Genomic DNA, 25,837 nt, shown 5'->3' with positions numbered 1-25,837 from the left:
CTTAGCCGCGAAAGCCTGAGCAATCTCCCAGACCTCTCTAACGTTGGCCTCACTGATAGCCGGATCACCGGTCACAGCGTCCACCCACTCCCGAACACTCAACCCCTCAGGGGCGTAAATGATTTGGCCTTCCCAAATGATGCACCTATCCATGTTCATTGGGCAGACTCCTCCTAACCTCGGAATGCGTTTACACGGCATAACAGCCGCAGAGACAAAGAACAGGCCCCCAATGAAGGGGCCCGTATGAACGTGCTGTTGTTCTCGTCGCCGGGTTACGTGTCGATCCTATCGGCACCCAACAGGGGCCAGAGCTACGAAGCCCCGGGACAGTAAGAGGCCCCGACGGCTTCACCCTTGCCCGGTGTGCCGTCGGGGCAAGAAAACCGCTCAGCGTGGCCCTCAGGCCATTTTCGCTAGTCAATAGCCTTGTCGTACCGGCCCGCGTGCGCTTCCTGGTGTTGGAACATCTCCACCTCATCTGGCCCGACCGGCAACGGCCTCAGTCGGCCCCTGCGATCGTAGGCGTGAACGTAGACGGGCACCGAGGGTGCCGGATTACTGCCGGCCGGGAAGATGCGAACAACCGGCAACAGATCCCGCAGGAACAGCCGTTGCTGTTCGATGGTGGAATTCTCCCACTGCTCACGCGACGCCGGAGCGTACCTCGCGGCCCGTTCCTCCTGCTCCACCGTTCCCGCTAGCGCCTCATCGATCTCAGTCAGCCTCTTTTCAATGGCCGCCGTACCCGTTTCCAACTGCGTTAGCCGAATCCTTCGGAGTCCATAAGACGCCGTAAGGGCCTCAAGTTCTTCCTCAAGTTCCTTCCGCTCAGCCTCTAACGCCGGACGGTCCGGGCCTTCTTGCGGGCTAAGGAAATCCGCAAAATCCTCACGCTGCAACATCGACGTAAGAACGTCGGTCACATAGTCATCAATCGGATCAGCCTTCAAGCTGAAATGCATACGAGACGCACCAGCCGTGACAGGCTTCGAGTCTACGCACTTATAGTTGCGGAACTTGCGGCCCTTAACGGTCGTCCACCCGCTCCGCACCTTTCCGCCGCAGAGTCCGCAAACGAATATGCCGGCACCTAGGTACTTGACATAGTTGCCCGCTTTCGACCGCGTGCGAGTCAAAACTTGAACAACCGTGGTCCAATCTTCCCGGCTGATAATCGGCTCCCACGTCCCCTTAATCAACTCCGCTTTCCATACGGGGACGCGCTTGCTTTCCTCGGGGGAAAGAATCGTGGTCGGCTGGTATTGCAGATGGCCGCAGATGTAGGGATTCGTTAGAGCGCCTTTAGCGGACGGCCAAGAGTAGGGGCCCTTCGTTTTCGGAACCGTATGGCCCCGGCGCGTCCATTCCCGGGCAACGTCTGAAACGGTGCCCCCCCTCATGACGTGCTCAACAGCCCAGCGGATCGCTTCCGCTTCCTCCGGGACTACGGTGAGCTTGCCGGCCGCGTACGTGTAGCCGAACGGCCGGACGGTGCCCAGAGGCTTGCCCTTGGTGACCCGTTCGCGGTTGCTGGATTTCTGCCGCTCAGACTTCCTCTCAACCTCACCCCGGGCAATCGCTCCACGAATCCGGGCGTTCTCCCGGCCCCGGGAGGTAGTCAGGTCAAGCTCGCTGCCGGCCGCGAACCACACAGGAACCGAACCAGGCTCAAGAGTGTTGATCAACCCCTCAAGTTCGATGGGCTGGCGGACTAGCCGGTCATCGTCCCGACAAACGATCCGCTCCACCAGGCCGGCGCGCACGTCAGCAAGCATCTGCTCATACGCTGCCCGCTTCCGCCGGGCGTTCGACGCCGTACGGGACTCATCCCGGTAGATCCTGACGTTGGCCCATCCGTTCCGTTCGCACAGCGCCATGCACTCCGCTAGCTGTGCGTCCAGGGACACGGACCGGTCAGTCAGCTTGGAAAGCCGCAGGTAGATGGCGGTAACGCGCGGCTGCTCAGGGTGTGGGGGCATGTGCTAGATTTTATCGCAGATGCCGGACGGCATCGCCTGGAGCCTCGCCTGAGGTAGGTGAGCGGACCGTGGTGTGACGCAACAGGGAGGGCCCGGGCCAGCAGCCCGGCCGCAAAGGATCACCCCCGGGTGTGCCGCATCGCAGAAGCGCCCTCTGAGTGGCCGCTGCCAAACTGAAGAGGCAGTATGATTTCCATATGATCACCAGCGTCAATCTGCCGGACGGGTTGCATGAGCGGCTCAAGCGGCTTGCCGAGCAGGAACACAGGTCGATGAACGCGACAATTGTCGTAGCGCTTGAGGAGTACGTTTCGGCGCACGGCAGGCGGGATCGAGTGCGAGACCTGGCGCGGGATGTCGCGACACGTGATGCCGAGCTGCTGCGACGGCTGGCTGAATGATCAACTATCTAGAGGTCGATGACCTGCTGGAGATTGCCGCGATTGTTCTGGGTGAGCAGCCGAAGGTTCGGGACTTCGGTCTGCTCTCGTCCGCCGCGGTTCGCCCGGCCACCGTGGCGTTCGGGCAGGAGGCATACCCCGACCTGTGGAACAAGGGAGCCGCGCTGCTGCACTCGATCTGCATGAACCATGCGCTGATCGATGGGAACAAGCGCCTCGCCTGGGCGGCCGCCCGGGTTTTCCTGGCCCTCAACGAGGTGCCCATCCGGGACGTCGACGTCGATCAGGCGGAGTCTCTGGTCATGGCGGTGGCCAGCGGCGGACTTGTCGAGGTCGCGGACATCGCCCGCGAGCTTCGGAAGCTTTATATCTGATTGAACGACTCGATGTCGGTGAAGTAGGGGTGTCCCGATGGCTCCGACACCCCTACTTCACCGACATCGAGTTGATCTCGGTGCTGGGCGTGCCGGGCGTGCCGGGCGTGCCGGGGGCACCGAGTGTGGGCGCCGAGCGCCGGATGCCGAGACGTCCGGCGGGATTCCGACGCGGCAGCGGTGCCTATTGCCTGATCGCCGTCGGGCCGCCGCCACTGCCCCGGTCGTCGAGCACCAGCGCCGCGCGGCCGCGCACCGCATACCGGATGTGCGTGACCTGCGGTGTGGGGACGACCCGGGTGGGGGTCAGCTCGATCGCCTCCTTGTCGTCGAGATCGAGGTCGGCGTCGAACAGCGACAGGCCGGTGCCCAGCAGCACCGGCACGATGTGCAGCTCCAACTCGTCGAGCAGGCCCGCCTTGAGTACCTGCCGGACCAGGCTGCCGCCCCCGGCAACCGCGACGTTCTTGCCGCCGGCCACGGCTCGCGCCTGCTCGACGGCGCTGGCGACACCGTCGGTGACGTAGGTGAAGGTGGTGCCGCCCAGGCGGGCCAGCGGCTGCCGGGGACGGTGCGTGACGACGAAGACCGGTGCGCGGAACGGTGGCTCGTCACCCCACGGCTCCTCGCCGCCGTCGGCCATCCGTCGCCCCATGACGTACGCCCCGGCCGCCGCGAACGACTCGGCGATGATCTCCGAATCCGTGTCGCGCTCGCCGCCCGCGAAACCCTGGCGCTCCCGCCAGGCCATCGCGTCGGTGGCCCAGCGGGTGATCCGGAAGAAACCGGCGCTCTCCGCCGAATCCACCCAATCTCCGTCACCGGTGTGCCGGGGGCCGGCATAGAAACCGTCAAGCGACACTGACAGTTGTGCCGTCACCTTGGTCATCCGCGCTGTCCTCTCCGATCGGCCGGCACCCGGTCCGGATGCCGGTCTCTCGAAAGGGTCGGTGCGCAGCCGGGCCTTCCGACAGGAGCCCAACGTGACGGCGGTCACATCCGTCGCGCGAGCGGGTCGGCCCAGGACAGCGACATGGCGCCGGAACGCGTCGCGGCGGTGCCGCTAGGAGGCCGGGTGGTGCGCCTCGACCTGGCCGAGAATGTGCCGCGATCCCCAGGTGCCGAGCGGTGCCAGCGCCTCGTTGAGCGACTCGCCGAGCGGGGTCAGCGAGTATTCCACCCGCGGTGGCACCTCGGCGTACACCTCCCGGTGCACGATGCCGTCCGCCTCGAGTTCGCGTAGGTGCGAGGAGAGCACCTTCTCGGTCACCCCGGGCAGTTCCCGGCGCAGCTCACCGAACCGGTGCGGCCGTTCCTGCAGCGCCCAGAGGATCAGGCCCTTCCACTTGCCGCCGATGACCTCCATGGCCGCGTCGATGCCGCAGATGTACGACCCGGGCCTGTGCGTGGTCGCCACGACTGTCCTCCCCGATGCGTACCTCGCGGTAGCACCCATTTCGACGTGCGTCCTTGAGCGATTTTCGCCTGGCCACCAGCGTAGTCCGCATGACGAAGACGCCCCGTGTCGCTGGCACCGTACTTCGCGCTGCTGCGCCGCCGGGCTCGCCGCCGGCCACGGCGGCGAGGACCTCGCGGGGGGTCCAGCACGCGCCCGCCGCGGTCTCCCGTGCCGCGGCAGGCCGCGGTGCCGTGATCGAACTGCTGGCCCACTGACGGTCGGCACGCACTCGCACCGCGGGATCACCCGCGCGAGCGGTGTCGTGATGAGACAGTGGACATCGGACATCACACGCGACGTGGGGGAGGGTGCGATGTCGAGGAACGACCATGTGTACGAGGAGACGATCGCCGCGTGGCGGATGGCCGGGGAACGCGGCGACGCGCCGGCAGCCGTGCAGTGCCTGGCCGAGGAGGTGGAGGTCATCTCACCGCTCACCGCCCAGTTCCGGTTCCGGGGCCGCACCGAGGTCGGCGACATGCTGGCCGCGGCCTTCGAGGTGATCCACGACATCCGCTTCCACACCTCGGTGGGCACCGGGGACACCCGGGCGCTGTTCTACCGGGCCCGGACCGGCCGCGAGGAGGTCGAGGAGGCCCAGTTGGTGCGCCTCGACGCCGCCGGACAGATCCGCGAGATCACCCTTTTCGGGCGGCCGCTGCCGGCGCTCACCGCGGTCATGGCGGAAATCGGGCCGCGGTTGCTGCGCCGGCAGTCCCGGCCCGGACTCGCCCGGATGATCGGGATGGCCACCCGGCCGCTGGCAGTGCTCACCCGGCTGGGCGAGCACCGAATGGTGCCGATGGCCGCGCCGCCCAGCGCACGAGCCGGGCGCCCGGGCGACCGCTGAGCGGGGTTACGCCTTGCGTGCCACCGCGCCGTACACGGAGACTTCGGCGTCGGTCGGCGGCGTCGCCTCGCCGGCTTCGTCCGGCCGCCACCGCGACACCACCTGTACGCCGGGTTCGATCAGCTCGAGGCCGGTGAAGAACCGGTCGATCTCGGCCCTGGACCGGACCCGCATGGTGACGCCCTGCGCCCGGTAGATGGCGGCGATCTTCTCCCAGGCCGCCGGGTTGAAGTCGCCGGTGAGGTGGGACAGCGCCAGGTAACTGCCGGAGGGGAGGGCGTCGATCAGCCGGCGCACGATGCCGTACGGGTCGTCGTCGTCGCCGACGAAGTGCAGGATGGCGATGAGCAGCAGGCCGACCGGCTGGCCGAGGTCGAGTGTCGCCCGCAGTACCGGCGAGTCGAGGATCGCGTCCACGTCGCGCAGGTCGGCGTCGAGGTAGGCGGTCTGACCCTCCGGAGTGCCGGTGAGCAGGGCCCGCGCGTGGCTCAGCACGATGGGGTCGTTGTCGGCGTACACGACCCGGGTCGTCGGATCGACGGCCTGGGCCACCTCGTGGACGCTGGGCGCGGTGGGGATCCCGGTGCCGATGTCCAGGAACTGCCGGATGCCGGCCTCGGCCGCCAGGTGGCGTACCGCCCGGACCAGGAAACGACGGTTCTCCCGGGGCGGGACGCGGCTGCTCGGGTTGGCCTGCAAGCCTTTCTCGGCGGCGGCCCGGTCGGCCGCGAAGTTGTCCTTGCCCCCGAGTAGGTAGTCGTACACCCGGGCCGGGTGGGGCACGTCGGTGCGCAGGTCGACCGGCGGCCGGTCGGCTCGCTCGTAGGTCGGCACCGGATCGATCGTCGCCATTCGCTCCCCCGATCATCGAGGGTGGCAGTTTAACCGCCGCCGTCGCGGCAAGCGGTTCGGAGGCCGCGCCTCGGCTGGTGCCGGGTGCCGGGAGCGCGGCGCGGCCAGCTTGACGCTATTGCGCATTGCACAGTAGTGTGCCGCGGGTGGACACGACGCAACTGCTCAAGGGCGTCCTGGACCTGGCGGTCCTCGCCGTCCTCCGGGAGGAGGACGGATACGGCTACGACATCATGCGCCGGCTGCGCGTCGCGGGACTTGACGATGTCGGCGACGCGTCGGTCTATGGCACCCTGCGCCGGCTCTTCCAGGCCGGGCTCCTGACCACGTACGTGGTGCCGAGCGAGGCGGGTCCGCACCGCAAGTACTACGCGCTCAACAACGCCGGTCGCGACCAGCTGGCGCGGTCCGGCAAGGTCTGGCGGTCGTTCGCCGCCACGATGGACGGTCTGCTCGACGATCGGGGGATGGCCGCGTGACGGCGATACGAGAGCTTGGAGGCATCGCGCCATGACCGTCATCAGTGGGCAGGAGATAACCGAGTACGTCGCCCGGGTCCGCGCCGCGCTCGCCGACCTGTCCCCGGAGGTGCGCCGGGAACTGCTCGAAGACCTGCCCGAGCACCTGGCCGAGGTCGGTGCCGAGAACGGTGGCACGCTTGTCGAGCGGCTCGGCCCGCCCGAGGCGTACGCGGCCGAACTCCGGGCCGCCGCCGGCCTCGCCGAACCGACCCGAAAGCTCACCCTGGACGACCGGGCCGCTGCCGCGCTGCGCTCGGCCCGGATCCGGTTGGCCACCCTGGACCGGGCCACCGGACCGCTGCTCGGCTACGCCCGGACCAGCGAGTTCCTCCGGCTGCTGCGGCCCGCGTGGTGGGTGGCCCGGGGATACCTCGCGGTGCTGGTGCTGGCCATGCTGATCGGCGGCGACCTCGGCATCGTGCCCCGGCTCGGCGGCAGCACGGTGGCCGCATTCCCGCTGCTGGTGGCGGCCGTCCTGGGGTCGATCTGGTTGGGCCGGCGCGGCGACCGGCTGAGCCGGGCGCCCCGGTTGGTGGTCGGCGTCGCCGGTGGGCTGATCGTGCTGATCGGACTGGCCGGCCTGCTCGGGGCCGACGGCCGGGCGACATCGGGCGGCTATTACACCCCGTCGTACAACGAGAACCCGTACACGGACGTGCAGGACCTCTACATCTACGACAGCGAGGGACGGCTGGTCGACGGCGCCCGGATCTTCGACCAGGAGGGCCGGCCGATCCAACTGGGCTACCCGGATTGGTGCGGGACCGCGACCGCGAACGCGCCGGAGCAGTTCAGTCGCGGACCCGGGCCCCGGTACACGTACCCGTACTGCCCCGACTACGCGCCGTTCGGCCACGCGGGTCCGCGGGTCGCCCGCACCCCACCGCCGGCGGAGCCGACGACGGACGGGCCGGCTGAGCCGACAACGAACGCTCCGGCCCCCGGGACGACGGCGGGCCCCGGCTCGACCGCCGCGCCCGGGACAACGGCACCAACGCCTGGTTCGGCCACCGGACCGACGACCGAGCCGACCGCCACGTCGACGCCCTGACGGCGTACGGACGGCGAACGTACGGCGACAGGAAGGCATATCCCACGTTGCCGCGGGTTTCGCGGCACCGTCCCGGCATGGCACGCTACCGGCACGTAAGTGCACGCCTCGGGCGTCTGGCCGATGGACCTCGGCCGGATGGACCCTGCGACCAGCCAATGATGTCTGACCGACAGGAGGACGGCCGATGGGCGAGATGGTGACCTATCACGGTGCCGGCAACGCGGGTGAGGGCTACCTCGCCCGACCCGCTCCCGGGGAGAGCCGGCCTGCCGTCGTCGTGGTCCAGGAGTGGTGGGGGCTGGTGCCGCACATCACCTCGGTCGCCGATCGGTTCGCGGAGGCGGGTTTCGCCGCGCTGGCCGTCGATCTGGACCGCGGGGCGTCCGCCGGCCTCGACAGGTCCGGCCAGGAAACGCGGCCGGTCGACGCCCCGGAACTGGACCGGGCCTCGGTCGAGATCGCCGGTGCCGCCGAGTACCTTGCCGGGCGATCCGGGGTGGCCGGCAAGGTGGGAGTCGTCGGGTTCGGCGCCGGCGGCAGCCTGGCCCTGTGGTCGGCGACCCGGTCCGACCGGATCGTCGGCGCGGTCGGGTTCTATCCGGTGCTGCCCTGGGACGGGATGCCTACCGACTGGGCCGGCTACGCGGGCAAGAGCGCGTTGATCCACTGCTGCGCCGAGGAACCGTCATCCGGCGACGGTGCGCTGGCCACGCGCCGAGCGATCGAGACGGCCGGTGGGGAATGCCAGGTCTGCGACTATCCCGGCACCGTCCGGGCCTTCTTCGACGATGACCGGCCCGAGGCGTACCACCAGCCAGCGGCGGCCAGCGCGTGGGCCCGGACCCTCGAGTTCTTCCGGGCGAAGCTGGGCTGACCGCAACGAGGCTGACGGCAATGAGGCTGACGGCAATGAGGCTGACGGGCGACGACGCTGACCGGTAACGAGGCATCCACGACCGGCGGACCGCCGCTGTCGCGTACCCCGGAAGAGGTCGCTACGCACGCGCCCCGGGCTACCGACCTGGCTGACCTCGACGGCGCCATCAGCGACTGTTTCGCCTGCCCACGGCTGGTGGCCTGGCGGGAGGAGGTGGCGGCCACCCGGCGGGCCGCCTTCCGGGACCAGCGGTACTGGGGGCGGCCGGTGCCCGGGTTCGGGCCGGCCGACGCCCGGATCGCCATCCTCGGGCTGGCGCCCGCGGCGCACGGCGGCAACCGCACCGGCCGGATCTTCACCGGCGACCGGTCCGGTGACGTGCTCTTCGCCGCGCTGCACCGGGCCGGCCTGGCCAACCAACCGACAAGCGTGGCCCTCGACGACGGCCTGGCGCTACGACACACCCGGATCTTCGCGGCGGTCCGGTGCGCGCCGCCGGACAACAAGCCGACGCCGGCCGAGCGGGACACCTGCGCCCCGTGGCTGCACCGCGAGCTGGAACTGGTCAGACCATCGGTACGGGTCGTGGTCGCCCTCGGCGCCTTCGCCTGGGCCGCCTGGTGGCCAGCACTGGCCCGGGCATACGGGGTGCGTCCGCCCAGCCCGCGTCCGCGGTTCGGCCATGGGGCACACTGGTCCGGCGGGGCGGCACCCACCGTGTTGGGGTGCTACCACGTCAGCCAGCAGAACACGTTCACCGGCCGGCTCACGCCGGTGATGCTGGACGAGGTGTTCGCGCGCGCGAAGCGGCTGGCCGAACTGGACTGAACCCGGGCGCGGAGGGAGGCGGGGCGATGGACCGCGATCCGCTGCGCCGCTGGTGGCCCACGCTGGCCGTCGCGGCCCTGCTCGGCGCCGCGGCGGTCGCCGCCGGACACTCCTCCATCGGCCTGCGCCCGGTCGCACCGGCTGCCGACGACGTGCCGGTGCTGGAGGAGTACTCGACCGCGTTGCCGTCGCTGCCGCCGACCCTGGAGCCGCGCCCGTCCGGCGCCGCCCAGGCGGCCCCCACCGAGGTGCCGGGCTGGCTCGGTGCCGCGCTGACGGTGGTGCTCGCCCTTGTCGTCGCCGGCATCCTCGGTCTGGTGCTGTGGAGCGTGCTCGGCGGAGCGATCCGCCGGCGGATGCGGACGCGGTGGGCCGTCCGGTCACCGACGATCGCAGGTCAGGCCACCGAGGAGGTGGTGGCCGCCCTCGACGCCGGCCTCGTGCAACTCGACGATGCCGCCACCGACCCGCGTACCGCGGTCATCGCCTGCTGGGTCCGGTTGGAGGAGGCCGCCGCCGCGGTGGGCGTGCCGCGCCGGGTCGGTGACACGCCCACCGACCTGGTGACCCGGTTGCTGCGGGGTGACCCGGTCAGCGGCACGCCGGCCGTGGTCAGTGCCGACGTGCTTGCCGAGTTCGCCCGGGTCTACCGGGAGGCCCGCTACGCCACCCACGCGGTGGACGAGCGGATGCGTGACCAGGCCCGGACGGCACTTCGCCGGCTGCGCGGCGAGCTGACCACCGCCCGGTCGATGTCCGCCGAGGAGGTGCCGGCTCCGTGAGCGTCGGCATCGACGACCTGCTCGGGGACGCTGACGAGCCACCCGCCCGGCCACGGCGTGGGGGCGGCGGTGCCCGGGTGCTGCGTACGCTGCTGATCGCCGGCGCGATCACCGCGGTGGTGCTTGCCGGGTTGCGGGTGGTCGGCGTGGCGGTCTCGGCGATCGCCGTGTTGGCGGGCGTGCTCACCCTGCTCGTGGTGCGTCGGGTGGCGGCCGGGTTGGCGCCACCGCCGTCCGCGCGGATCGCCCCGGCGTCGCCCGGTGGGGATCCGTCGTGGGTGGCCAGGGACGCGCTGGACCGGACCATCGGCCGGTGGGAACACACCCTCGGCTGGGCGGAGAAGGACGTGGACCGGTACAACACCCGGGTGTTGCCCCGGCTGGGCGCGCTCGCCGACGAGCGACTGCGGCAGCGGCACGGCCTGACCCGGCGATCCGACCCGGCCCGCGCCCGCGCCCTGCTCGGCGAGGCCGCTTGGCACACCCTGGCCACCGAGGTCCGCCGTCCACCGTCGCCGCGCGAACTCGCGGCGCTCGTCGCCGAACTGGAGAGAATATGAACGACGTGAGGTTCGAGACCGGCGAGGTGGGCCGGCTGGCCCGGACGGTGCTCGACGCGGTCGGCGCGGTGGTGGTCGGCAAGCGGGACGCCCTGGAACTGGTGCTGGCCGGCATCCTGGCCGGGGGTCACGTGCTGCTGGAGGACCTGCCCGGGCTGGGCAAGACGCTTACCGCCCGGTCCTTCGCGCAGGCCCTCGGGCTGGACTTCCGTCGTCTCCAGTTCACCCCGGACCTGCTGCCGGCCGACGTCACCGGATCCTTCCTGTACGACCAGAGCAAGGGCGACTTCACGTTCCGGGCCGGCCCGGTCTTCACGAACCTGCTGCTCGCCGACGAGATCAACCGGACCCCGCCGAAGACGCAGGCGGCCCTGCTGGAGGCCATGCAGGAGAAGCAGGTGTCCGTCGAGGGCGTCACCTACCGGCTGGAGGCACCGTTCCACGTGCTGGCCACCGCCAACCCCATCGAGTACGAGGGCACCTATCCGCTGCCCGAGGCGCAGCTCGACCGGTTCCTGCTCCGGGTGTCGTTCGGCTACCCGACCCACGACGAGGAGTGGGATGTGCTGCGCCGCCGGATGTCCCGCCGGCGGGAGGAGTCGGAGCTGGCCGCCGTGGTGGATCCGGCCACCCTGCTCGCGATGCAGGCCGCACTGGAGGACGTGGTCGTCGAGGACTCGCTCGGGCACTACATCGTCGAGTTGACGGCGGCCACCCGGGCGCACCCGTCGGTCCTGGTGGGCGCCTCGCCGCGCGGCTCGCTGGCCCTGCTGCTGCTGGCCCGCGCCCGGGCCGCGATGGCCGGCCGGGACTTCGTCGTGCCCGAGGACGTCAAGGAGGTGGCCGTACCCGCGTTGGCGCACCGGATCACCCTGCGTCCGGAGATGTGGCTGCGCCGGGTCGACCCCGCCTTCGTGGTCAACGAGGTGCTCGACCAGACCCCCGCACCGGCCAGCGGAGCCCTGCCCAGCCACGCCGCCGACCAGGTGGCCCATTGACCACGCCGATCCGTCCGGCCGTACCGCCCGTCCACCGCGACCGCCCCGCCCCCGAACCGGACGTGCCGGCGCCGGACTGGGCACCCACTCGTGCCCTTGGCCGGGCGGTGCTGCTCACCGGCGTCCTGCTTGTCGGTGCGGTGCTGCTCGGCCGGGTCGACCTGGTGGTGCTCGCCGCGCCGTTGGCGGTCGGTACCGCGTACTCGCTCCGGCGGCGGCCCGCGCGGCTGCCGGCGGTGAGCGTGGCGGCCGAGGACGGCGTCCTGGTCGAGGGCGGACCGGTGCGTGCCTCGGTGGCCGTCGGCAATCCCGGTGACGTCGACTACGACCTGGCGTTGCTGCGGGTCGGTGGCTCGCCGTGGCTGCGGTTCGACCGGGTCGGGTTCGCCACGGGCGCCGCCGAGCCGCCCCTCGAACTCGCCGATCGACCGTTCCTGGCCACCGTGTCGGCCGGGACGGAGATCGATCTTGATCTGGCTGGCCGGACCCGCCGGTGGGGTCGGCACCGGATCGGGCCGGCCGGCGCGCGGGTGGCGGCCTGCGACGGTCTGCTGGTCAGCCGCCCGGTCGGCGGTGCGGCGAGCGCCGTGCGGGTCTATCCGGCCACCGAGCCGTTCGAGGCGGTGGAGGCCATGCCGCGGGCCGCCGGTCTCGTCGGTGGCCACCGGTCCCGCCGGCCGGGGGAGGGCGGCGAGCTGGCCGGGGTACGCGTCTTCGCGCCCGGTGACCGACTGCGCCGGATCGACTGGCGGGTCTCGTTGCGGGCCCGCCAACTGCACGTCGCCGCCACCCTGTCCGATCGGGACGCCGAGGTGGTGCTGCTGCTCGACGTGCTGAACGAGGCGGGGCGATCGGGTGGGGTCGACGGGTCGGCATCGGTGCTGGACACCACGGTCCGGGCCGCGGCCGCGATCGCCGAGCACTACCTGCACCGTGGTGACCGGGTGTCCATGCTGGAGTACGGGTTGGCCGCGCGCCGGCTGCGGCCGGCCACCGGGCGCCGGCAGTACCTGACCGTCCTGGAGTGGCTGCTCGACGTCGAGCCCGACAGCGCCGCGCACGAGATCTCGGACCAGGCGTTCGGTCCGCACCTGCTGTCCTCGGACGCGCTCGTGGTGGTGTTCACCCCGCTGCTGGACGACCGGTCCGCGGAGATGTTGGCCCGGTTGGCCCGGTCCGGGCGGTTCGTGATCGCCATCGACACGCTGCCGGAGGCCGGACCGCCGGACCGGCGGGACCCCTGGGCCGCGGTCGCCCAGCGACTGTGGCGGCTGGATCGGGAGAACACCCTGGGGCAGCTGCGTGAGCACGGCGTGCCGGTGGTGACCTGGGCCGGTTCGGGCAGCCTCGACCTGGTGCTGCGGGACGTGGCCCGGCTGGCCACCGCACCCCGGGTGGGCCGATGATCGACATGTTCCTCGACTGGCTCCGGTCGTTGTGGCGGGCGGCCCGGCGGGTCACCCCGACACCGGTGTACATCCGGGCCGGTGCCTTCCTCGCCGCCCTGGCCGGACTCGTGTTCGCGGTGCCGGGGGAGTACCTCGCTGGACGACCGATGCCGCTGCTGGTCGGCATCGCGGTGCTGCCGGCGGTGAGTCCCCGGCGGTTCGGGGCGACCGTCGCGATCCTCGCCGCGGTCGCCGGGTGGCTGCTCGCCACCACGGTCTTCGAGCGGCCGATCGACCTGTGGCGGCTGCTCGGTCTCGCGGTGACCCTCTATCTGGTGCACAGCCTGTGCGCGCTGGCCGCGCTGGTGCCGTACGACGCGGTGGTGGACCCTGCCGTGATCGGCCGCTGGTTGGGGCGGGCGGCGCTGGTGGCGCTCGCCGCCGCGGCCGTCGGGGTGGCCGCCCTGCTCGCCGCCGGACAGGTGGATTCGGGCGCGGCACTCGGCGTGACGGTGCTCGGCCTGGCGGTCAGCGCCGGGCTGGCCGCCCTGCTCGGCTGGCTGGTCCGCCGGGCGTGACCGGTCCGCCCACCGGCCCCGGCACCGCCGCCGCATCGACGATGGTGAGCCAGCTCATGGACGCCCGTCACGTTCTTGCGGGTAGGGCAGGTCACACCGGCGTCCTCGGTCACAGAACGGGCGGTTGGCGAGGCATAAGGGCGGTGCCGGGGGAAAGATAGACAGCGTGAATCCGCAGCGCATTCTCGTCGTCGGCGCCGGCCACGTGGGGCTCTACGCGGCTCTCCGGTTGTCCAAGAAGCTCGGTTCCCGCGAGGCCGAGGTCATCGTGGTCGATCCGCAGCCGCACATGACCTACCAGCCCTTCCTGCCGGAGGCGGCCGCGGGGAACATCTCGCCCCGGCACTCCGTGGTGCCGTTGCGCCGGGAGTTGGACCGGTGCACGGTCGTGGCGGGCGCGGTCACCAAGGTCGAGCATGGCCGGCGCACCGCGACCGTCCAGCCGATCATCGGCCCGCCGCGCGAGATCGAGTACGACCACATCGTGGTCGCTCCCGGTTCGGTCTCCCGGACCCTGCCGATCCCCGGCCTGCACGAGCAGGGCATCGGCTTCAAGACCATCGGTGAAGCCATCTACCTGCGTAACCACGTGCTGGACCGGCTCGACGTGGCGGCGGCCACCACCGACCCGGACACCCGGCGGTGCGCGCTGACCTTCGTCTTCGTCGGCGGCGGGTACGCCGGCATCGAGGCCCTGGCCGAGATGGAGGACATGGCCCGCGACGCGCTGCGCTACTACCCGGAGTTGAAGCCGGACGACATGCGGTGGGTGCTGGTCGAGGCGACCCAGCGGGTGCTGCCCGAGGTCGACCGGGACATGGGCGCCTACACGGTCCAGCAACTGCTCAAGCGCAACATGGACATCCGGCTGGACACCCGCCTGGAATCCTGCGTGGACGGCCTGGTCAAGCTCTCCGACGGGGACAGCTTCCGGTCCGACACCATCGTCTGGACGGCCGGCGTGAAGCCGTCGCCGATCCTGGACCACACCGACCTGCCGCGCGACAACCGGGGCCGGGTCACCTGCCTACCCACCCTCCAGGTGGTCGACGGGGACCGGGTCGTGGAGGGCGCGTGGAGCGCCGGCGACTGCGCCGCGGTGCCGGACCTGACCGGCCCGCCCGGGACGTACTGCTCGCCGAGCGCGCAGCACGCCGTGCGCCAGGCGGCCCGGATGGCGGACAACATCAGGGCCGTGATCCGGGGTCGGTTGCCCAGTAACTACAAGCACAAGCACGCCGGCAGCGTGGCGAGCCTGGGCCTGCACAAGGGCGTCGCGCAGGTGTACGGCATCAAGCTGACCGGGTTCCCCGCGTGGTTCATGCACCGGACGTACCACATGAGCCGGATCCCGTCGCTCAACCGCAAGGTGCGCGTGGTGGTTGACTGGACCCTGGCCTTCTTCCTCAAGCGTGAGGTGGTGGCCCTCGGCCAGCTGCACGACCCGCGGGAGGAGTTCTCGGTGGCCACGTCGTCGACCCGGCCGAGCCCGCCCGAGAAGGAGCGATCGAAGGCGGACGCCCCGATCTGAGTGGTGGTGCGGGCCGGTGCCGCCGCGCGTCACCGGCCCGTCGCTTTTGTGTCGCGTCGCGTCGCCTTGTGTCGCGTCGCGTCGCCTTGTGTCGCGTCAGCGGACCTTCCAGGTCCAGACGTCGGCCACCCGGGTTCCCGGTCCGAGCAGGCCCTCCATGGCCGTGCGCAACTCCTCCCGGTGCGGCGCGTCGTCGGCCAGGACGAAGCACGAGGCGTTCCAGAAGGCGATGTCGTGGCGCGCCTCCTGGCGCTGCTTCATACCGATCGGTGGGACCGCGCCGGTCCTGGCGACGTCCGCCAGCAGCTTCGAGGTCGGCTGCTTGTAGGTGCCCATCGAGGCGCCGCGGTTGTCCCCGTACGGTCCGATGAAGAAGCCCTCGGGCATCGCGAAGCCGACATCCGTGGCGGCCGCCCAGCGCATCGGCCAGGGGTCGTTCGGGGTAGCCAACGGGACGGGCACCAGCACGCCGGTGGTCCGGACGCAGTCCCGCCAGTGTCCGGCGGCGAAGAACTCCGGCACCGGTGGCCGGTCGGCCGTGGGCAGCGGCGCCGGGAAGGCCGGCAGCAGGGCCAGCGCGGCGCCGGTCGGCACCAGCCAGCGGGCTGGCGCCCAGCCCACCGTCCGGGCCCGGTCGACGGCCAGCACCAGCACGGTGGCCAGCAGCGGCACGACGGCCAGCGCGAACCGCATCGGCAGGGCGCCGTCCACCACCGGCAACTCCATCAGCATCCGGTACGGCCCGGCCACGGTGGTCCGGTCCCGGGCCACGATAACGTCCGGCCCCATCGACAGGGCCGCCATCACGAGACCGGCGGCGACGCAGCCGATCACCAGCGGCCGGCGGATCAGCCAACCGGCGGCCAGCGCGGCGGCGATCAGCAGCGGCCAGCCGAGGAAGGTGTTGTATTCCGCCGGCCCTGTGGTGAGCTGGGCGGCCGCCTCGCTGCCGCCGATCGACAGCGGCGACAGCGTGACCCAGGTCGCCAGGTCGGCCGAGAAGTAGTGCGGGCTGAACATCCCGTCGTGGACACCCTGCGGTCCCCGGAACTGGAACCACAGCGGCCAGGCCAGCACGAGGGTGGCCAGGACCGTGGCGCCGACCATCCCCGCGAGGAAGCCGGGCAGCACCCGGACCGTGAGCCGGGGGCGCGCCGCCGCGTACGCCACCGTGAAGATCACCAGGGCGACGGCGGCCAGGAACAGAACCTCCTCGCCGACGAAGACCTGCGCGGCGATGGCCGCGGCCAGTCCGGCGGCCGACGTGCCGATGCGTCGCCAGTCCCGGCCGCCGGAGCCGTTCGCCGTGACGGTGGAGCCCGTGCCGGTGGTGGAGCCTGGGTCGGCGGTGGAGCCCGTGCCGGTGGCGGAGCCTGGGTCGGCGGCGCGGACCATCCGCACCAGCAGCCACACCATCACCGGCACCAGCCACTGCGCCGTCATGTGCAGGTGGCTGTTGGTCTGCGACACCATGCCGGGGGCGAAGCCACAGAGCCCACCGCCGAGCACCGCCGCGAGCCGGCCCGCCCCGAGCACCCGACGGAACAGCAGGTACCAGGCGATCGCCGTACCGGCGAGGTTGAGCGCGGCCAGCAGCGCGAAGGTGGTTGCCGCGCCGAACAGCAGGGTGACCGGGGAGAACAGGATGCCCAGGGCGATGACCGTGGTGTTGGTCATCAGGTTGACTCCGGCCGGCGCGTTCAGCCGGTCGCTGAGCAGGCTGAAATCGCCAAACAGGACCCGGGCGTCGGTGGCCAGGAACCACTCGTAGAGGGTCTGGTCGGCCGGGTTGAGGGCCAGCACCCGGTGGCCCGGGTCGGGCCAGAGTCCGTGCGTGAGCCAGCCGGCCAGGACCAGGTAGGCCAGGCCGATCAAGAGATCCGCTCGGTGCGCGCGAGCCATGGTCGTCCAACGGGTCAGGTGGTGGCGTGCGGCCGGTCCGGGTCCGCCTGGCGCGGTCGCGCCGGATTTGGCGCTCCGCGTCTCGCGGGCTGTGCTGGTCACGGAATCGACCCTAATGCCGACGGCCCGGCGGGGTACGCCGGGTCGGCCGCGACCCGCTACCGTGACATGCACGGGTCGCGACGGCGACCCGGCCGCCGGCCCGGGTGGTGGAATGGCAGACACGGCCGCCTTAAAAGCGGCTGCCGCGAGGCGTGCGGGTTCGATCCCCGCCCCGGGCACGGGTTGAGCCAGCCAGTGGCGACGAGGCGTCGCCGTTCGGGCGTCGGGACATTACTCTTTAGGGGCACGTGACGTGCGTTGACCCCCTGAGGGAGGCCTGAGAAGTGAAGACATCCAACCCGGTGCTCGCCCGGCTCGGCCAGGCGGCCGAGCGAGAGCGAGGCGCCGGGTACGGCACCGCTGTCGGCTATCCGCAGCCTGGTTACGGGCAGCAGCACCCGACCGCGGGCTACCCGGGCGCAGCCGGTTACCCACCCGCCGGTCACTCCGACGCCCCGGCGTACCCGACCGCTCCGCCCGCCACCCGGGCGATGTCCATCGACGATGTGGTCGTCAAGACCGTCACGCTGCTGGCCATCCTGGCGGCCTCCGCCGCTGCCGCGTGGGTCCTCGTGCCGGATACGCTGCTCGGCCCGGCGTGGATCGGCGCAGCGGTCGTCGGGCTGGTCATCGGCCTGGTGATCTCCTTCTCCAGGATGGCCAACCCGGCGCTCGTGATCGCCTACGCGGTGGTCGAGGGCGTCTTCGTCGGCATGATCAGCAAGTTCTTCACCTCGGTGATGGGCTACGAGGGCATCGTGCTCCAGGCTGTGGTGGCGACGTTCGGCGTCTTCTTCACCATGGCAGCGCTCTACCGGGCCCGAGTGGTCCGGTCCAGCCCGAAGTTCCGTCGCATCATGATCGCGGTGATGGGCGGTCTCTTCGCCGCCATGCTGATCAACTTCGTGCTGGCGTTGTTCGGCGTCAACACCGGCCTGCGTGACGGCGGCCCGGTCGCGATCATCTTCAGCCTGGTCTGCATCGTCGTGGCGTCGCTGAGCTTCATCCTGAACTTCCACGAGATCGAGGAAGGCGTCCGGATGGGGCTGCCGGAGCGTTACTCGTGGACCGCGGCATTCGGCATCCTGGTCGGGCTGATCTGGCTGTACATCGAGATCCTGCGGTTGCTCAGCTACTTCCAGGGCGACGACTGACGTTTGGGCCGGTGCCCGACGCGACGCCCGCTCCCGGCTCCCGGGAGCGGGCGTCGCGCCCTCGCGCCCTCGCGCTCTCCCATCCTCCCGTGTTGATCAAGAGGTTTGCGGGGATCTCGATCTTTGAAACCCCCGCAAACCTCTTGATCAACACGGCTATACGGCCAGGTGGGCGACGGGCGCTAAGCTGCGGCGGGTGAGCGCAGCGGACCTGAACCGAGCCGTCGACCAGTTGGTGCGCCAGGTGGGCCACTGGGAGGCGCCGCGCTGGGCCGCGGTCGCCGCGGCGGGTAACGCCCCCCGCGGTGAGCTGGTGCACCGGCTGGTCCAGCGGATCGCCAACCGGGCGGCCGACGCCGCCAGCGAGCGACGCCGGACCGTTCCCCGGCTGGACAACGACATGGCCCTGCCCGACCAACTCCGGGTGGTGACCGCCGACCTGGTGGCGGCCGGTCCGCCCGACGAGGTGCTCGCCGAGTCCGCGGCCGAGGTGCAGGCCACCCGCCGGGTGCTGTAGTCGCTCGTCGTGGTCGATCGTGGATTCCTGAGGCCCCCTGGGGGCACCGGAAATCCACGATCCACAAGCCCGACCGGGATCCACGAGCCCGACCGGCGGGTCCGCGCGGCGGGTCCGACCGGCAAGCCGACCGGGTCGGGTCAGCTCAGCCGTTCCAGCACCATCGCCATGCCCTGACCGCCCCCGACACACATGGTCTCCAGGCCGACCGACTTGTCGTGCCAGTCCAGCGCGTTGAGCAGGGTGCCGGTGATCCGGGCGCCGGTCATCCCGAACGGGTGGCCCACGGCGATCGCGCCACCCATCACGTTCAGCTTCTCCAGCGGGATGCCCAACTCCCGGTACGACGGAATGACCTGGGCCGCGAACGCCTCGTTGATCTCGACGAGGTCGATGTCGTCGATGGTCATGCCGGCCCGCCGCAGGGCCTGCCGGGACGCCTCGACCGGACCGAGCCCCATGATCTCGGGGGAGAGCGCGGTCACGCCGGTGGAGACGATCCGGGCCAGCGGTGGGATGCCGAGGTCGCGGGCGCGCTGCTCGCTCATTACGATCACGGCGGCGGCACCGTCGTTGAGCGGGCAGCAGTTGCCAGCGGTGATCCGACCGTCCGGCCGGAACACCGGCTTGAGGCCGGCGACGGCGTCGAGCGTCACCCCCGCCCGGGGCCCGTCGTCGGTGCTCACCACGTCGCCGCCGGGCGTGCTGACCGGGGTGATCTCGCGGGCCCAGAAGCCGTCGGCGATCGCCTTCTCGGCGAGGTTCTGGCTGCGTACGCCGAACTCGTCCATCTCGGCGCGGCTGACGTCGTACACCTGGGCGAGGTTTTCGGCGGTTTGCCCCATGGCCAGGTAGATGTCCGGCAGTTCGCCGGCCTCCCGCGGGTCTGCCCAGACCGGCGCGCCGCCCTGCGCGCGAGCCGTCGATCGGTCCCGGGCGGCGGTGAACCGTGGATTCTGCCAACCGCCACCGACCAGTTCCTGAGCCTCCGGGGGGAGCTGGTCGGAGTTGCCCCGGGCGTACCGGGAAACGGTCTCCACCCCGGCGGAGACGAACACGTCACCCTCCCCGGCGGCGATGGCATGGTACGCCATCCGGGTGGTCTGGAGCGAGGAGGCGCAGTAACGGGTCAGGGTGGCGCCGGGCAGGCCGTCCAGGCCGAGCAGGGTGGACACCACCCGGGCCATGTTGAAGCCCTGTTCCCCACCCGGCAGGCCGCAGCCGAGGTAGAGGTCCTCGATGGTGGCCGGGTCGAGCTGGGGCACCTTGTCCAGGGCGGCCTGGACGATCGTGGCGGCGAGGTCGTCGGGACGGACGTCGCGGAGCGAGCCCTTGACCGCCCGGCCGATCGGCGAGCGGGCGGTGGCGACGATGACGGCGGTACGCGAAGGGTCGGTCGGCATGGGCCAACGTTAACTCGCGAGTAACTTCGCCGGGAAGGGGTGCCTCAGTTCCGGCTCGTCACGGCCGCCGCCTCGGCCGTCGCCGACAGCAGGGCGTGTGCCCACACCCGGTAGCCGTCCGCCGACGGGTGGAACCCGTCATAGCAGAGCGTCCCGGCGTCGGCCCGGAACACCGGCCCGGTCACCGCGCCGAGGTCGACCACCCGGGCACCCGCCTGGCGGGCGGCCTCGGCGTGCGCGTCCGCGGTGCGGCGGCCCAGCCAGCCGGCGACCTGCCGGAGCGGCTGGGCGATCGCCCGCACGGCGCCCAGGTCCGGGCAGGTCCCGACCACCACCTCCACGTGGGCCGCCCGCAACTGGCGGACCGCGGCGCCGAGGTGGACGGCCGACTCGGCGGGACGGCGCAGACCGGTGGCGTCGTTGGCGCCGATAAGGATCATCGCGACGTCGGGGCGCTCGCCCAGCAGGGCCCGAGCCACCTGGGTGGCCAGGTCGGTCGACCGCGAGCCGACGACGCCCACGCTGGACAACCGGACCTCTCGCCGGCCCGCCCCGGGACGCCCGGCTCCCTCGGCGAGCAGCCGGGCGAGCTGCCCGCCGACCGTGTCGCCGACCCGGTTCACGCCGACGCCGAGGGCGGACGAGTCGCCGAGCAACACCAGTCGCAGCGGCGGCGCGCCGGACGGCCCGACGGTGCACCTCAGGGCGAGGTCGGGGTCGGGGTGGGCGTACCGCCGGTTGCTGGCCAGGACTGCCTCACCGGCGAGCACGGCCGCTCCGCCGACCGTCCCGGCGAGCAGGGCCATCGCGGCCGTCCGGCCGATCCGGAGGGCGATGTCCGCGGTGCTCGACCCGGTCATGTCGCGCCTTCCTCCACTGTCGACGTCGCGGTGGACGGATCCGGCGGTTGGCCGGGAACCGGATCCGGCGGTTGGCCGGGAACCGGACCCGGCGGTTGGCCGGGAACCGGTGCCGGACCACGGGCGTGCCCGAACCAGGGTCGGCGTCGACGCAGTCGTGCCCACCGCCCGGCCGGGCCCCGATCGCGGCCGGCCACCCGCGCGGCACTGACCTCCGTCCCGGCGTGCCGGGCGGCGACCTGTGCCGCCTCTGGCAGCGACCGTACGCCAGCGGGGCCGGTGGCAACAATCGAGCGAAGCTCGTCGTCGCCCGGCGCGCCCGCCGGACGCTCGCCGGCGGCCAGGGCGGACAGCGCGGTCGGGAGCAACGCGGCGGCCGCTATCGCGTACCCCTCGGCCGACGGGTGGAAGTGGTCCCAGGCGAACATCCTGGTCGGCTCGGCCGCGAAGCGGGGGCCGAGCAGGTCGCCCAGCGACACCGTCCAGCCGCCCGCCTCCACCACCGCGACGGTCTGCGCGGCCGCCAGCCGGCGGCTCCACCGCCGGGCCAGCCAGCGCAACGGCGGCTTGATCGGTTGGATGGCGCCGAGATCGGGGCAGGTGCCGACGACCACCTCGGCGCCAGCCGTGCGGAGCGCCCGGACCGTCTCGACCAGGTGCCGGACGGCCACCGGTTGCGGGGTCCGGTTGGTGATGTCGTTCCCGCCGATCAGGATCACGGCCAGGTCCGGTCGGTGCTCCAGCGCCGCCTCCACCTGCGGCCGCAGCCCGGACGACAGGGAGCCCACGACGGCGTGCCGGAACAGCCGCACCGGGCGGCGGAGCCGGCGGGAGATGCCGGTGGCCAGCAGCGCGCCGGGCGTCTCCCGAGGCCGGTGCACGCCGTAGCCGGCGGCCGACGAGTCGCCGAGGACCACGAGCGTGATCGGCGTACCGGGAAACTTGACGCCGTACACGCCGTCACCGCGGGGCGGTGGAGCTTCGGCCATCGGGATGGTCCGCCGGGCCTGCCGGGCCTGACCGATGAGCACGCCGGAGGCGGTCAGCGCCGTCGCCGCGGTCAGCCCCGCGCCGTACGCGGCCAGCCTGGCCAGCCGGCGGATTGCCGGCAATGACACGGCTGCCGCTGGCGCCGCGACGGCCCGATCCATCAAGCGCCCCCCGCCCTCAACTGATCTGCCCTGCGATCTTCGAGGCTATCGCGAGTGGATGCCGGCGCGCTGTCGCAGATGCGGCCATCGCGTCTGGAAACGGTTGCCGGTGGGTAATTAGCACCCGTGGAGGACAGCACCGCCGGGTGGCGCCGGCGAGGCAACATGGGTGGGGTCGTCAAGGAGGCACACATGGCCAAGTCCCTTAAGCGTACGGCCGCCCTCACCGCCCTGGCCCGGGCGTTGGCCGCCGGTGCGCGCGGAGGTCCGTCGCTCGGCGCCCGGCTCGCCGCGCTGCCCCGGATGATCAGCGCCACCCGGCGTGGCGAGTACGACGGTGGCCTGCGGATCGCTCTCATGGCGGCCGCGACGGCGTACGTGGTGTCCCCGGTCGACCTGGTCCCGGAGGCCGCCTTGATGATCTTCGGGTTGGCCGACGACGCCCTGATGATCGCCTGGCTGGCCGGCAGCGTGCTGTCGGAGACCGAGCGGTTCCTGGCCTGGGAGGCGCGCCGCGACACGGTGATCCCCGGTCAGACCGTGCGCTGACGGCACGTACCCTGGAGGCGGAATTCACCGCAGGCCCGGCCGCCTGCCGGCAGCGACGCCGGCCGGCACCGTCCCCCGGCCGGCGAGCCAGCCAGACGAGAAGGGCACACCGCAGTGCGCTACTACGACAACGTCGTCGACATGATCGGCAACACCCCGTTGGTGCGGTTGCGCAACGTGACCGAGGGCATCCAGGCGACCGTGCTCGCCAAGGTGGAGTACTTCAACCCCGGTGGGTCGGTCAAGGACCGGATCGCGCTGCGGATGGTGGAGGACGCCGAAGCGGCGGGGATCCTCAAGCCGGGCGGCACGATCGTCGAGCCGACCAGCGGCAACACCGGGGTCGGACTGGCCCTGGTCGCGCAGCTCAAGGGCTACAAGTGCGTGTTCGTCTGCCCGGACAAGGTGAGCCAGGACAAGCAGGACGTGCTCCGGGCGTACGGCGCCGAGGTGGTGGTCTGCCCGACGGCGGTGGCCCCCGAGGACCCACGTTCCTACTACAACGTGTCGGACCGGCTGGCCCGGGAGATCCCGGACGCGTGGAAGCCGAACCAGTACGCCAATCCGGCGAACCCGCGGTCGCACTACGAGACCACCGGGCCGGAACTGTGGGAACAGACCGAAGGCAAGATCACCCACTTCGTGGCGGGCGTCGGCACCGGGGGCACGATCTCCGGGATCGGGCGATACCTCAAGGAGGCGTCGGGCGGTCGGGTGCACATCGCCGGCGCCGATCCGGAGGGCTCGGTCTACTCCGGCGGCAGTGGCCGGCCGTACCTGGTGGAGGGCGTCGGCGAGGACTTCTGGCCGGAGACGTACGACCGGTCAATCTGCGACGAGATCGTGGAGGTCTCGGACAAGGACTCGTTCGAGATGACCCGGCGGCTGGCCCGCGAGGAGGGCCTGCTGGTCGGCGGCTCGTGCGGGATGGCTGTGGTGGGTGCGCTGGAGGTCGCCCGCAAGGCGGGACCGGACGACGTGGTCGTCGTGCTGCTGCCGGACAGCGGCAAGGGTTACCTGTCCAAGATCTTCAACGACGCGTGGATGGCCCGGTACGGCTTCCTGGCCCATGGTGGCGCCGAGTCGACCGTGGCGGAGGCGCTGGCCCAGAAGCCGGGCGGCATGCCGGAGCTGGTGCACGTGCACCCGACCGAAACGGTCCGGGACGCCATCGACTACATGCGCGAGTACGGCGTCTCCCAACTGCCGGTGCTCAAGGCCGAGCCGCCGGTGGTCACCGGGGAGGTGGCCGGCTCGATCGCCGAGCGGGACCTGCTCGACGCGCTGTTCACCGGTCAGGCCCACCTGCACGACACGATCGAGCGGCACATGGGCCCGGCGCTGCCGATGATCGGTGGCGGGCAGCCGGTGAGCGAGGCCGTGAACCTGCTGGAAAAGTCCGACGCCGCCCTGGTGCTGGTGGACGGCAAGCCCAAGGGCGTCCTCACCCGCCAGGACCTGCTGGCCCACCTGGGCGCCCGCTGAGTTCGCGCGCCCTGCCGGGTTCGCGCGCCCTGCCGAGTTGATCAAGAGGTTCGCGTCAGATTCCCGCCGTCCCATGACGCGGAGCTCTTGATCAACAAGGGGGTGTGGGTCAGGGCAGGGGGCGGGAGTAGCGCACCTGTCGGGTGAGCGCCGTGCCGATGGTGTCCTCCCGCTCCACGCCGTCACAGCTCCAGCCGCCGCGTTCATAGAACCGGCGGGCGGTGAGGTTGTCCACAAGCACCCACAGCTCGGCCCGGTGGTAGCCCTCGCCGGCCAGGGTCCGCAGCGCGTCGATCATGAGTTGCCGGCCGACACCTCGACCCCGCCAGCGCGGGTCCAGGTGAATCGCGTGCAGCACCCCGGTCCGCGGCGCGTCCGCACCGGCCCCGCCGGCCGCATCGGCCCCGCCAGCCGCACCGGGCGCGTCCGGCTCGAGCGCAGCCGCGTTCGGCTCCGATCCGGCCTCGTCGGGCGCCGCCGGGCCGAGGTAGCTGAAGCCGACCAGCCGGCCGGCGTGCTCGGCCACGGTGAGCGAATGGTCGCGCTTCTCGTAGCTCCACCGCTCGGTCCAGTATCGCCCCATGGCACGCGGTGTCGGCCGGGCCAGCGCCTCGGCCGGCAGGAAATCGGCGTACGCGGCCACCCGCGAACGCTGGTGCAGGGCGCCGACGCCCATCAGATCGATCTTCCGAGCGGGACGGAGCGTGATGATCACTCGGCCGAGGGTACCCGGCGGGGTGGCACCGGCAACCTGTCGAGGTCCGCCGCCACCACCAGTTCCCCGGTGAACCACTCCCGGGCCTCGGCGGCGAACCCGTCGGGATCGGGGTACCGCTGGGAGAAGTGCGTCAGCACCAGCGTCCGTACCCCGGACTCGGCCGCCACCCGCGCTGCCTGACCAGCCGTCAGGTGGCCGAACTCCGCGGCCAACGCGGCGTCCTGGGCGCGGAAAGTTGACTCGATCACCAGCAGGTCGGCGCCCTCGGCCAGCGCGTACACGTTGTCGCACAGCCCGGTGTCCATCACGAACGCGAATCGCTGCCCGCGTCGGTGGACGCTCACCTCGTCCAGGGTGACCCGGCGCCCGCCGACGTCCAGGTGACCGGCGCGGCTCAGTTCGCCGGCCGCGGGCCCTTCGACGCCGTACGCCCGGAGCCGGTCGGACAACATCCGCCGACCATCCGGCTCGATCAGCCGATAGCCGTACGCCTCGACGGGGTGCCGCAGCCGGCGGGCCTCCAGCCGGCCGACCGGTGTCTCGATCATCTGCCCATCGCCGGTCACCGGCTCGGGGCGCAGCCGCGCGGTCTCGTGGAAGGAACTGGCGTACCGCAGGGCGGCGAAGTACCGCTCGCCGGAGGCGGGATAGTGGGCGGTCACCGGATGGGCGACCCGGTCCAGGGACAGCCGCTGGATCACGCCGGGCAGGCCGAGGCAGTGGTCGCCGTGGAAGTGGGTCACACAGACCCGGGTGATGTCGCCTGCGGCCACCCCGGCCGGCAGCATCTGCCGCTGGGTGCCCTCGCCGGGGTCGAAGAGGAAACCCTCGCCGTCCCAGCGGAGCAGGTAGCCGTTGTGGTTGCGGTGCCGGGTGGGCACCTGACTCGCGGTGCCGAGCACCACCAGCTCGCGCGCTGACACGCCGGACGACCCCCGGGAAATAGAGCGACCCCCGGAGG

General features: G+C 71.6%; 27 protein-coding genes and 1 tRNA gene. 18 read left to right on the top strand and 10 right to left on the bottom strand.

Annotated features, from left to right (window positions below; genetic code table 11):
- Positions 1-416: 416 nt before the first annotated feature.
- Positions 417-1,982, bottom strand: a complete 1,566-nt coding sequence (locus ACFQUZ_RS00450) for a recombinase family protein (protein ID WP_377436664.1) — start codon at positions 1,980-1,982, stop codon at positions 417-419.
- A 197-nt stretch (positions 1,983-2,179) separates the two neighbouring features.
- On the opposite strand from ACFQUZ_RS00450, the gene ACFQUZ_RS00445 reads away from it, so the two are divergent.
- Together ACFQUZ_RS00445 and ACFQUZ_RS00440 are read left to right on the top strand one after the other, a co-directional pair.
- Positions 2,180-2,383 carry an Arc family DNA-binding protein gene (locus tag ACFQUZ_RS00445; protein ID WP_377436663.1) on the top strand — a complete coding sequence of 68 codons (204 nt, stop codon included), beginning with the start codon at positions 2,180-2,182 and terminating at the stop codon, positions 2,381-2,383.
- Positions 2,380-2,757 carry a type II toxin-antitoxin system death-on-curing family toxin gene (locus ACFQUZ_RS00440; RefSeq protein ID WP_377436661.1) on the top strand — a complete coding sequence of 126 codons (378 nt, stop codon included), beginning with the start codon at positions 2,380-2,382 and terminating at the stop codon, positions 2,755-2,757. Before ACFQUZ_RS00445 ends, ACFQUZ_RS00440 begins: the two co-directional genes overlap by 4 nt.
- A 184-nt stretch (positions 2,758-2,941) precedes the next feature.
- Here ACFQUZ_RS00440 and ACFQUZ_RS00435 read toward each other — a convergent pair whose 3' ends face one another.
- Together ACFQUZ_RS00435 and ACFQUZ_RS00430 are read right to left on the bottom strand one after the other, a co-directional pair.
- Positions 2,942-3,646: a dihydrofolate reductase family protein gene (locus tag ACFQUZ_RS00435; protein ID WP_377436659.1), complete on the bottom strand. Its 705-nt coding sequence runs from the start codon at positions 3,644-3,646 to the stop codon at positions 2,942-2,944.
- Between the two features lie 174 nt (positions 3,647-3,820).
- Positions 3,821-4,174 (bottom strand): winged helix-turn-helix transcriptional regulator, encoded by a 354-nt coding sequence (locus ACFQUZ_RS00430; RefSeq protein ID WP_377436657.1) that lies wholly within the window; start codon positions 4,172-4,174, stop codon positions 3,821-3,823.
- 355 nt (positions 4,175-4,529) lie between these two features.
- Here ACFQUZ_RS00430 and ACFQUZ_RS00425 point away from each other — a divergent pair, with 355 nt between their 5' ends.
- Positions 4,530-5,066 (top strand): nuclear transport factor 2 family protein, encoded by a 537-nt coding sequence (locus ACFQUZ_RS00425; protein ID WP_377436656.1) that lies wholly within the window; start codon positions 4,530-4,532, stop codon positions 5,064-5,066.
- Positions 5,067-5,072: 6 nt separating this feature from the next.
- On the opposite strand, the gene ACFQUZ_RS00420 is transcribed toward ACFQUZ_RS00425, so the two are convergent.
- Entirely contained in the window at positions 5,073-5,918 is an 846-nt protein-coding gene (locus tag ACFQUZ_RS00420) for an SAM-dependent methyltransferase (RefSeq protein WP_377436654.1), read from the bottom strand.
- A 146-nt stretch (positions 5,919-6,064) separates the two neighbouring features.
- On the opposite strand from ACFQUZ_RS00420, the gene ACFQUZ_RS00415 reads away from it, so the two are divergent.
- The 10 genes from ACFQUZ_RS00415 to ACFQUZ_RS00370 all read left to right on the top strand — a co-directional run bounded on the left by ACFQUZ_RS00415 (position 6,065) and on the right by ACFQUZ_RS00370 (position 15,035).
- Complete coding sequence (locus ACFQUZ_RS00415) at positions 6,065-6,397, top strand: PadR family transcriptional regulator (protein ID WP_377436652.1); 333 nt, start codon at positions 6,065-6,067, stop codon at positions 6,395-6,397.
- Positions 6,398-6,428: 31 nt separating this feature from the next.
- Positions 6,429-7,490, top strand: a complete 1,062-nt coding sequence (locus ACFQUZ_RS00410; RefSeq protein WP_377436651.1) for a hypothetical protein — start codon at positions 6,429-6,431, stop codon at positions 7,488-7,490.
- Between the two features lie 187 nt (positions 7,491-7,677).
- Positions 7,678-8,367 (top strand): dienelactone hydrolase family protein, encoded by a 690-nt coding sequence (locus ACFQUZ_RS00405; RefSeq protein WP_377436650.1) that lies wholly within the window; start codon positions 7,678-7,680, stop codon positions 8,365-8,367.
- Positions 8,368-8,463: 96 nt separating this feature from the next.
- Positions 8,464-9,198, top strand: coding sequence for a uracil-DNA glycosylase (locus tag ACFQUZ_RS00400; protein ID WP_377437461.1), 735 nt, complete (start codon positions 8,464-8,466; stop codon positions 9,196-9,198).
- A 26-nt stretch (positions 9,199-9,224) separates the two neighbouring features.
- Positions 9,225-9,980 carry a DUF4129 domain-containing protein gene (locus ACFQUZ_RS00395; protein ID WP_377436648.1) on the top strand — a complete coding sequence of 252 codons (756 nt, stop codon included), beginning with the start codon at positions 9,225-9,227 and terminating at the stop codon, positions 9,978-9,980.
- The gene (locus ACFQUZ_RS00390) at positions 9,977-10,540 is read left to right on the top strand and encodes a hypothetical protein (protein WP_377436646.1); all 564 of its coding nucleotides are present in this window, start codon (positions 9,977-9,979) and stop codon (positions 10,538-10,540) included. Before ACFQUZ_RS00395 ends, ACFQUZ_RS00390 begins: the two co-directional genes overlap by 4 nt.
- Positions 10,537-11,538 carry an AAA family ATPase gene (locus ACFQUZ_RS00385; protein ID WP_377436644.1) on the top strand — a complete coding sequence of 334 codons (1,002 nt, stop codon included), beginning with the start codon at positions 10,537-10,539 and terminating at the stop codon, positions 11,536-11,538. The genes ACFQUZ_RS00390 and ACFQUZ_RS00385 overlap by 4 nt, the downstream gene beginning before the upstream one ends.
- Positions 11,535-12,944 carry a DUF58 domain-containing protein gene (locus tag ACFQUZ_RS00380; protein ID WP_377436643.1) on the top strand — a complete coding sequence of 470 codons (1,410 nt, stop codon included), beginning with the start codon at positions 11,535-11,537 and terminating at the stop codon, positions 12,942-12,944. Before ACFQUZ_RS00385 ends, ACFQUZ_RS00380 begins: the two co-directional genes overlap by 4 nt.
- Entirely contained in the window at positions 12,941-13,504 is a 564-nt protein-coding gene (locus ACFQUZ_RS00375) for a hypothetical protein (RefSeq protein ID WP_377436641.1), read from the top strand. The genes ACFQUZ_RS00380 and ACFQUZ_RS00375 overlap by 4 nt, the downstream gene beginning before the upstream one ends.
- Positions 13,505-13,670: 166 nt before the next feature.
- Complete coding sequence (locus tag ACFQUZ_RS00370; protein ID WP_377436639.1) at positions 13,671-15,035, top strand: NAD(P)/FAD-dependent oxidoreductase; 1,365 nt, start codon at positions 13,671-13,673, stop codon at positions 15,033-15,035.
- Positions 15,036-15,131: 96 nt separating this feature from the next.
- On the opposite strand, the gene ACFQUZ_RS00365 is transcribed toward ACFQUZ_RS00370, so the two are convergent.
- Positions 15,132-17,039, bottom strand: a complete 1,908-nt coding sequence (locus tag ACFQUZ_RS00365; protein ID WP_377436638.1) for a hypothetical protein — start codon at positions 17,037-17,039, stop codon at positions 15,132-15,134.
- A 98-nt stretch (positions 17,040-17,137) separates the two neighbouring features.
- On the opposite strand from ACFQUZ_RS00365, the gene ACFQUZ_RS00360 reads away from it, so the two are divergent.
- The 3 genes from ACFQUZ_RS00360 to ACFQUZ_RS00350 all read left to right on the top strand — a co-directional run bounded on the left by ACFQUZ_RS00360 (position 17,138) and on the right by ACFQUZ_RS00350 (position 18,710).
- A tRNA-Leu gene (locus ACFQUZ_RS00360) sits at positions 17,138-17,218 on the top strand.
- A 105-nt stretch (positions 17,219-17,323) separates the two neighbouring features.
- The gene (locus tag ACFQUZ_RS00355; RefSeq protein ID WP_377436636.1) at positions 17,324-18,193 is read left to right on the top strand and encodes a Bax inhibitor-1/YccA family protein; all 870 of its coding nucleotides are present in this window, start codon (positions 17,324-17,326) and stop codon (positions 18,191-18,193) included.
- A 196-nt stretch (positions 18,194-18,389) separates the two neighbouring features.
- Positions 18,390-18,710 carry a hypothetical protein gene (locus tag ACFQUZ_RS00350; protein WP_377436635.1) on the top strand — a complete coding sequence of 107 codons (321 nt, stop codon included), beginning with the start codon at positions 18,390-18,392 and terminating at the stop codon, positions 18,708-18,710.
- A gap of 140 nt (positions 18,711-18,850) precedes the next feature.
- Here ACFQUZ_RS00350 and ACFQUZ_RS00345 read toward each other — a convergent pair whose 3' ends face one another.
- The 3 genes from ACFQUZ_RS00345 to ACFQUZ_RS00335 are packed head-to-tail and all read right to left on the bottom strand — an operon-like array spanning position 18,851 to position 22,124.
- Positions 18,851-20,113 carry an acetyl-CoA C-acetyltransferase gene (locus tag ACFQUZ_RS00345; protein ID WP_377436633.1) on the bottom strand — a complete coding sequence of 421 codons (1,263 nt, stop codon included), beginning with the start codon at positions 20,111-20,113 and terminating at the stop codon, positions 18,851-18,853.
- Positions 20,114-20,157: 44 nt separating this feature from the next.
- The gene (locus tag ACFQUZ_RS00340) at positions 20,158-20,973 is read right to left on the bottom strand and encodes an SGNH/GDSL hydrolase family protein (RefSeq protein WP_377436632.1); all 816 of its coding nucleotides are present in this window, start codon (positions 20,971-20,973) and stop codon (positions 20,158-20,160) included.
- Positions 20,970-22,124 carry an SGNH/GDSL hydrolase family protein gene (locus ACFQUZ_RS00335; RefSeq protein ID WP_377436631.1) on the bottom strand — a complete coding sequence of 385 codons (1,155 nt, stop codon included), beginning with the start codon at positions 22,122-22,124 and terminating at the stop codon, positions 20,970-20,972. The genes ACFQUZ_RS00340 and ACFQUZ_RS00335 overlap by 4 nt, the downstream gene beginning before the upstream one ends.
- Positions 22,125-22,316: 192 nt before the next feature.
- On the opposite strand from ACFQUZ_RS00335, the gene ACFQUZ_RS00330 reads away from it, so the two are divergent.
- Positions 22,317-22,673, top strand: a complete 357-nt coding sequence (locus ACFQUZ_RS00330; RefSeq protein ID WP_377436630.1) for a YkvA family protein — start codon at positions 22,317-22,319, stop codon at positions 22,671-22,673.
- Between the two features lie 114 nt (positions 22,674-22,787).
- A complete protein-coding gene (locus ACFQUZ_RS00325) occupies positions 22,788-24,158 on the top strand; it encodes a cystathionine beta-synthase (protein WP_377436628.1) in 1,371 nt (456 codons plus the stop codon).
- 109 nt (positions 24,159-24,267) lie between these two features.
- Here ACFQUZ_RS00325 and ACFQUZ_RS00320 read toward each other — a convergent pair whose 3' ends face one another.
- Positions 24,268-24,873, bottom strand: a complete 606-nt coding sequence (locus tag ACFQUZ_RS00320) for a GNAT family N-acetyltransferase (protein WP_377436627.1) — start codon at positions 24,871-24,873, stop codon at positions 24,268-24,270.
- Positions 24,870-25,799: a ribonuclease Z gene (locus ACFQUZ_RS00315; RefSeq protein WP_377436625.1), complete on the bottom strand. Its 930-nt coding sequence runs from the start codon at positions 25,797-25,799 to the stop codon at positions 24,870-24,872. Before ACFQUZ_RS00315 ends, ACFQUZ_RS00320 begins: the two co-directional genes overlap by 4 nt.
- Positions 25,800-25,837: the final 38 nt, after the last annotated feature.

It is taken from the genome of Plantactinospora sp. GCM10030261 (genome assembly GCF_042666615.1).
Taxonomy (GTDB): domain Bacteria; phylum Actinomycetota; class Actinomycetes; order Mycobacteriales; family Micromonosporaceae; genus KBS50.
The sequence above is the reverse complement of the archived record's forward strand: the minus strand, read 5'-3'. Positions and strand labels throughout refer to the sequence as shown.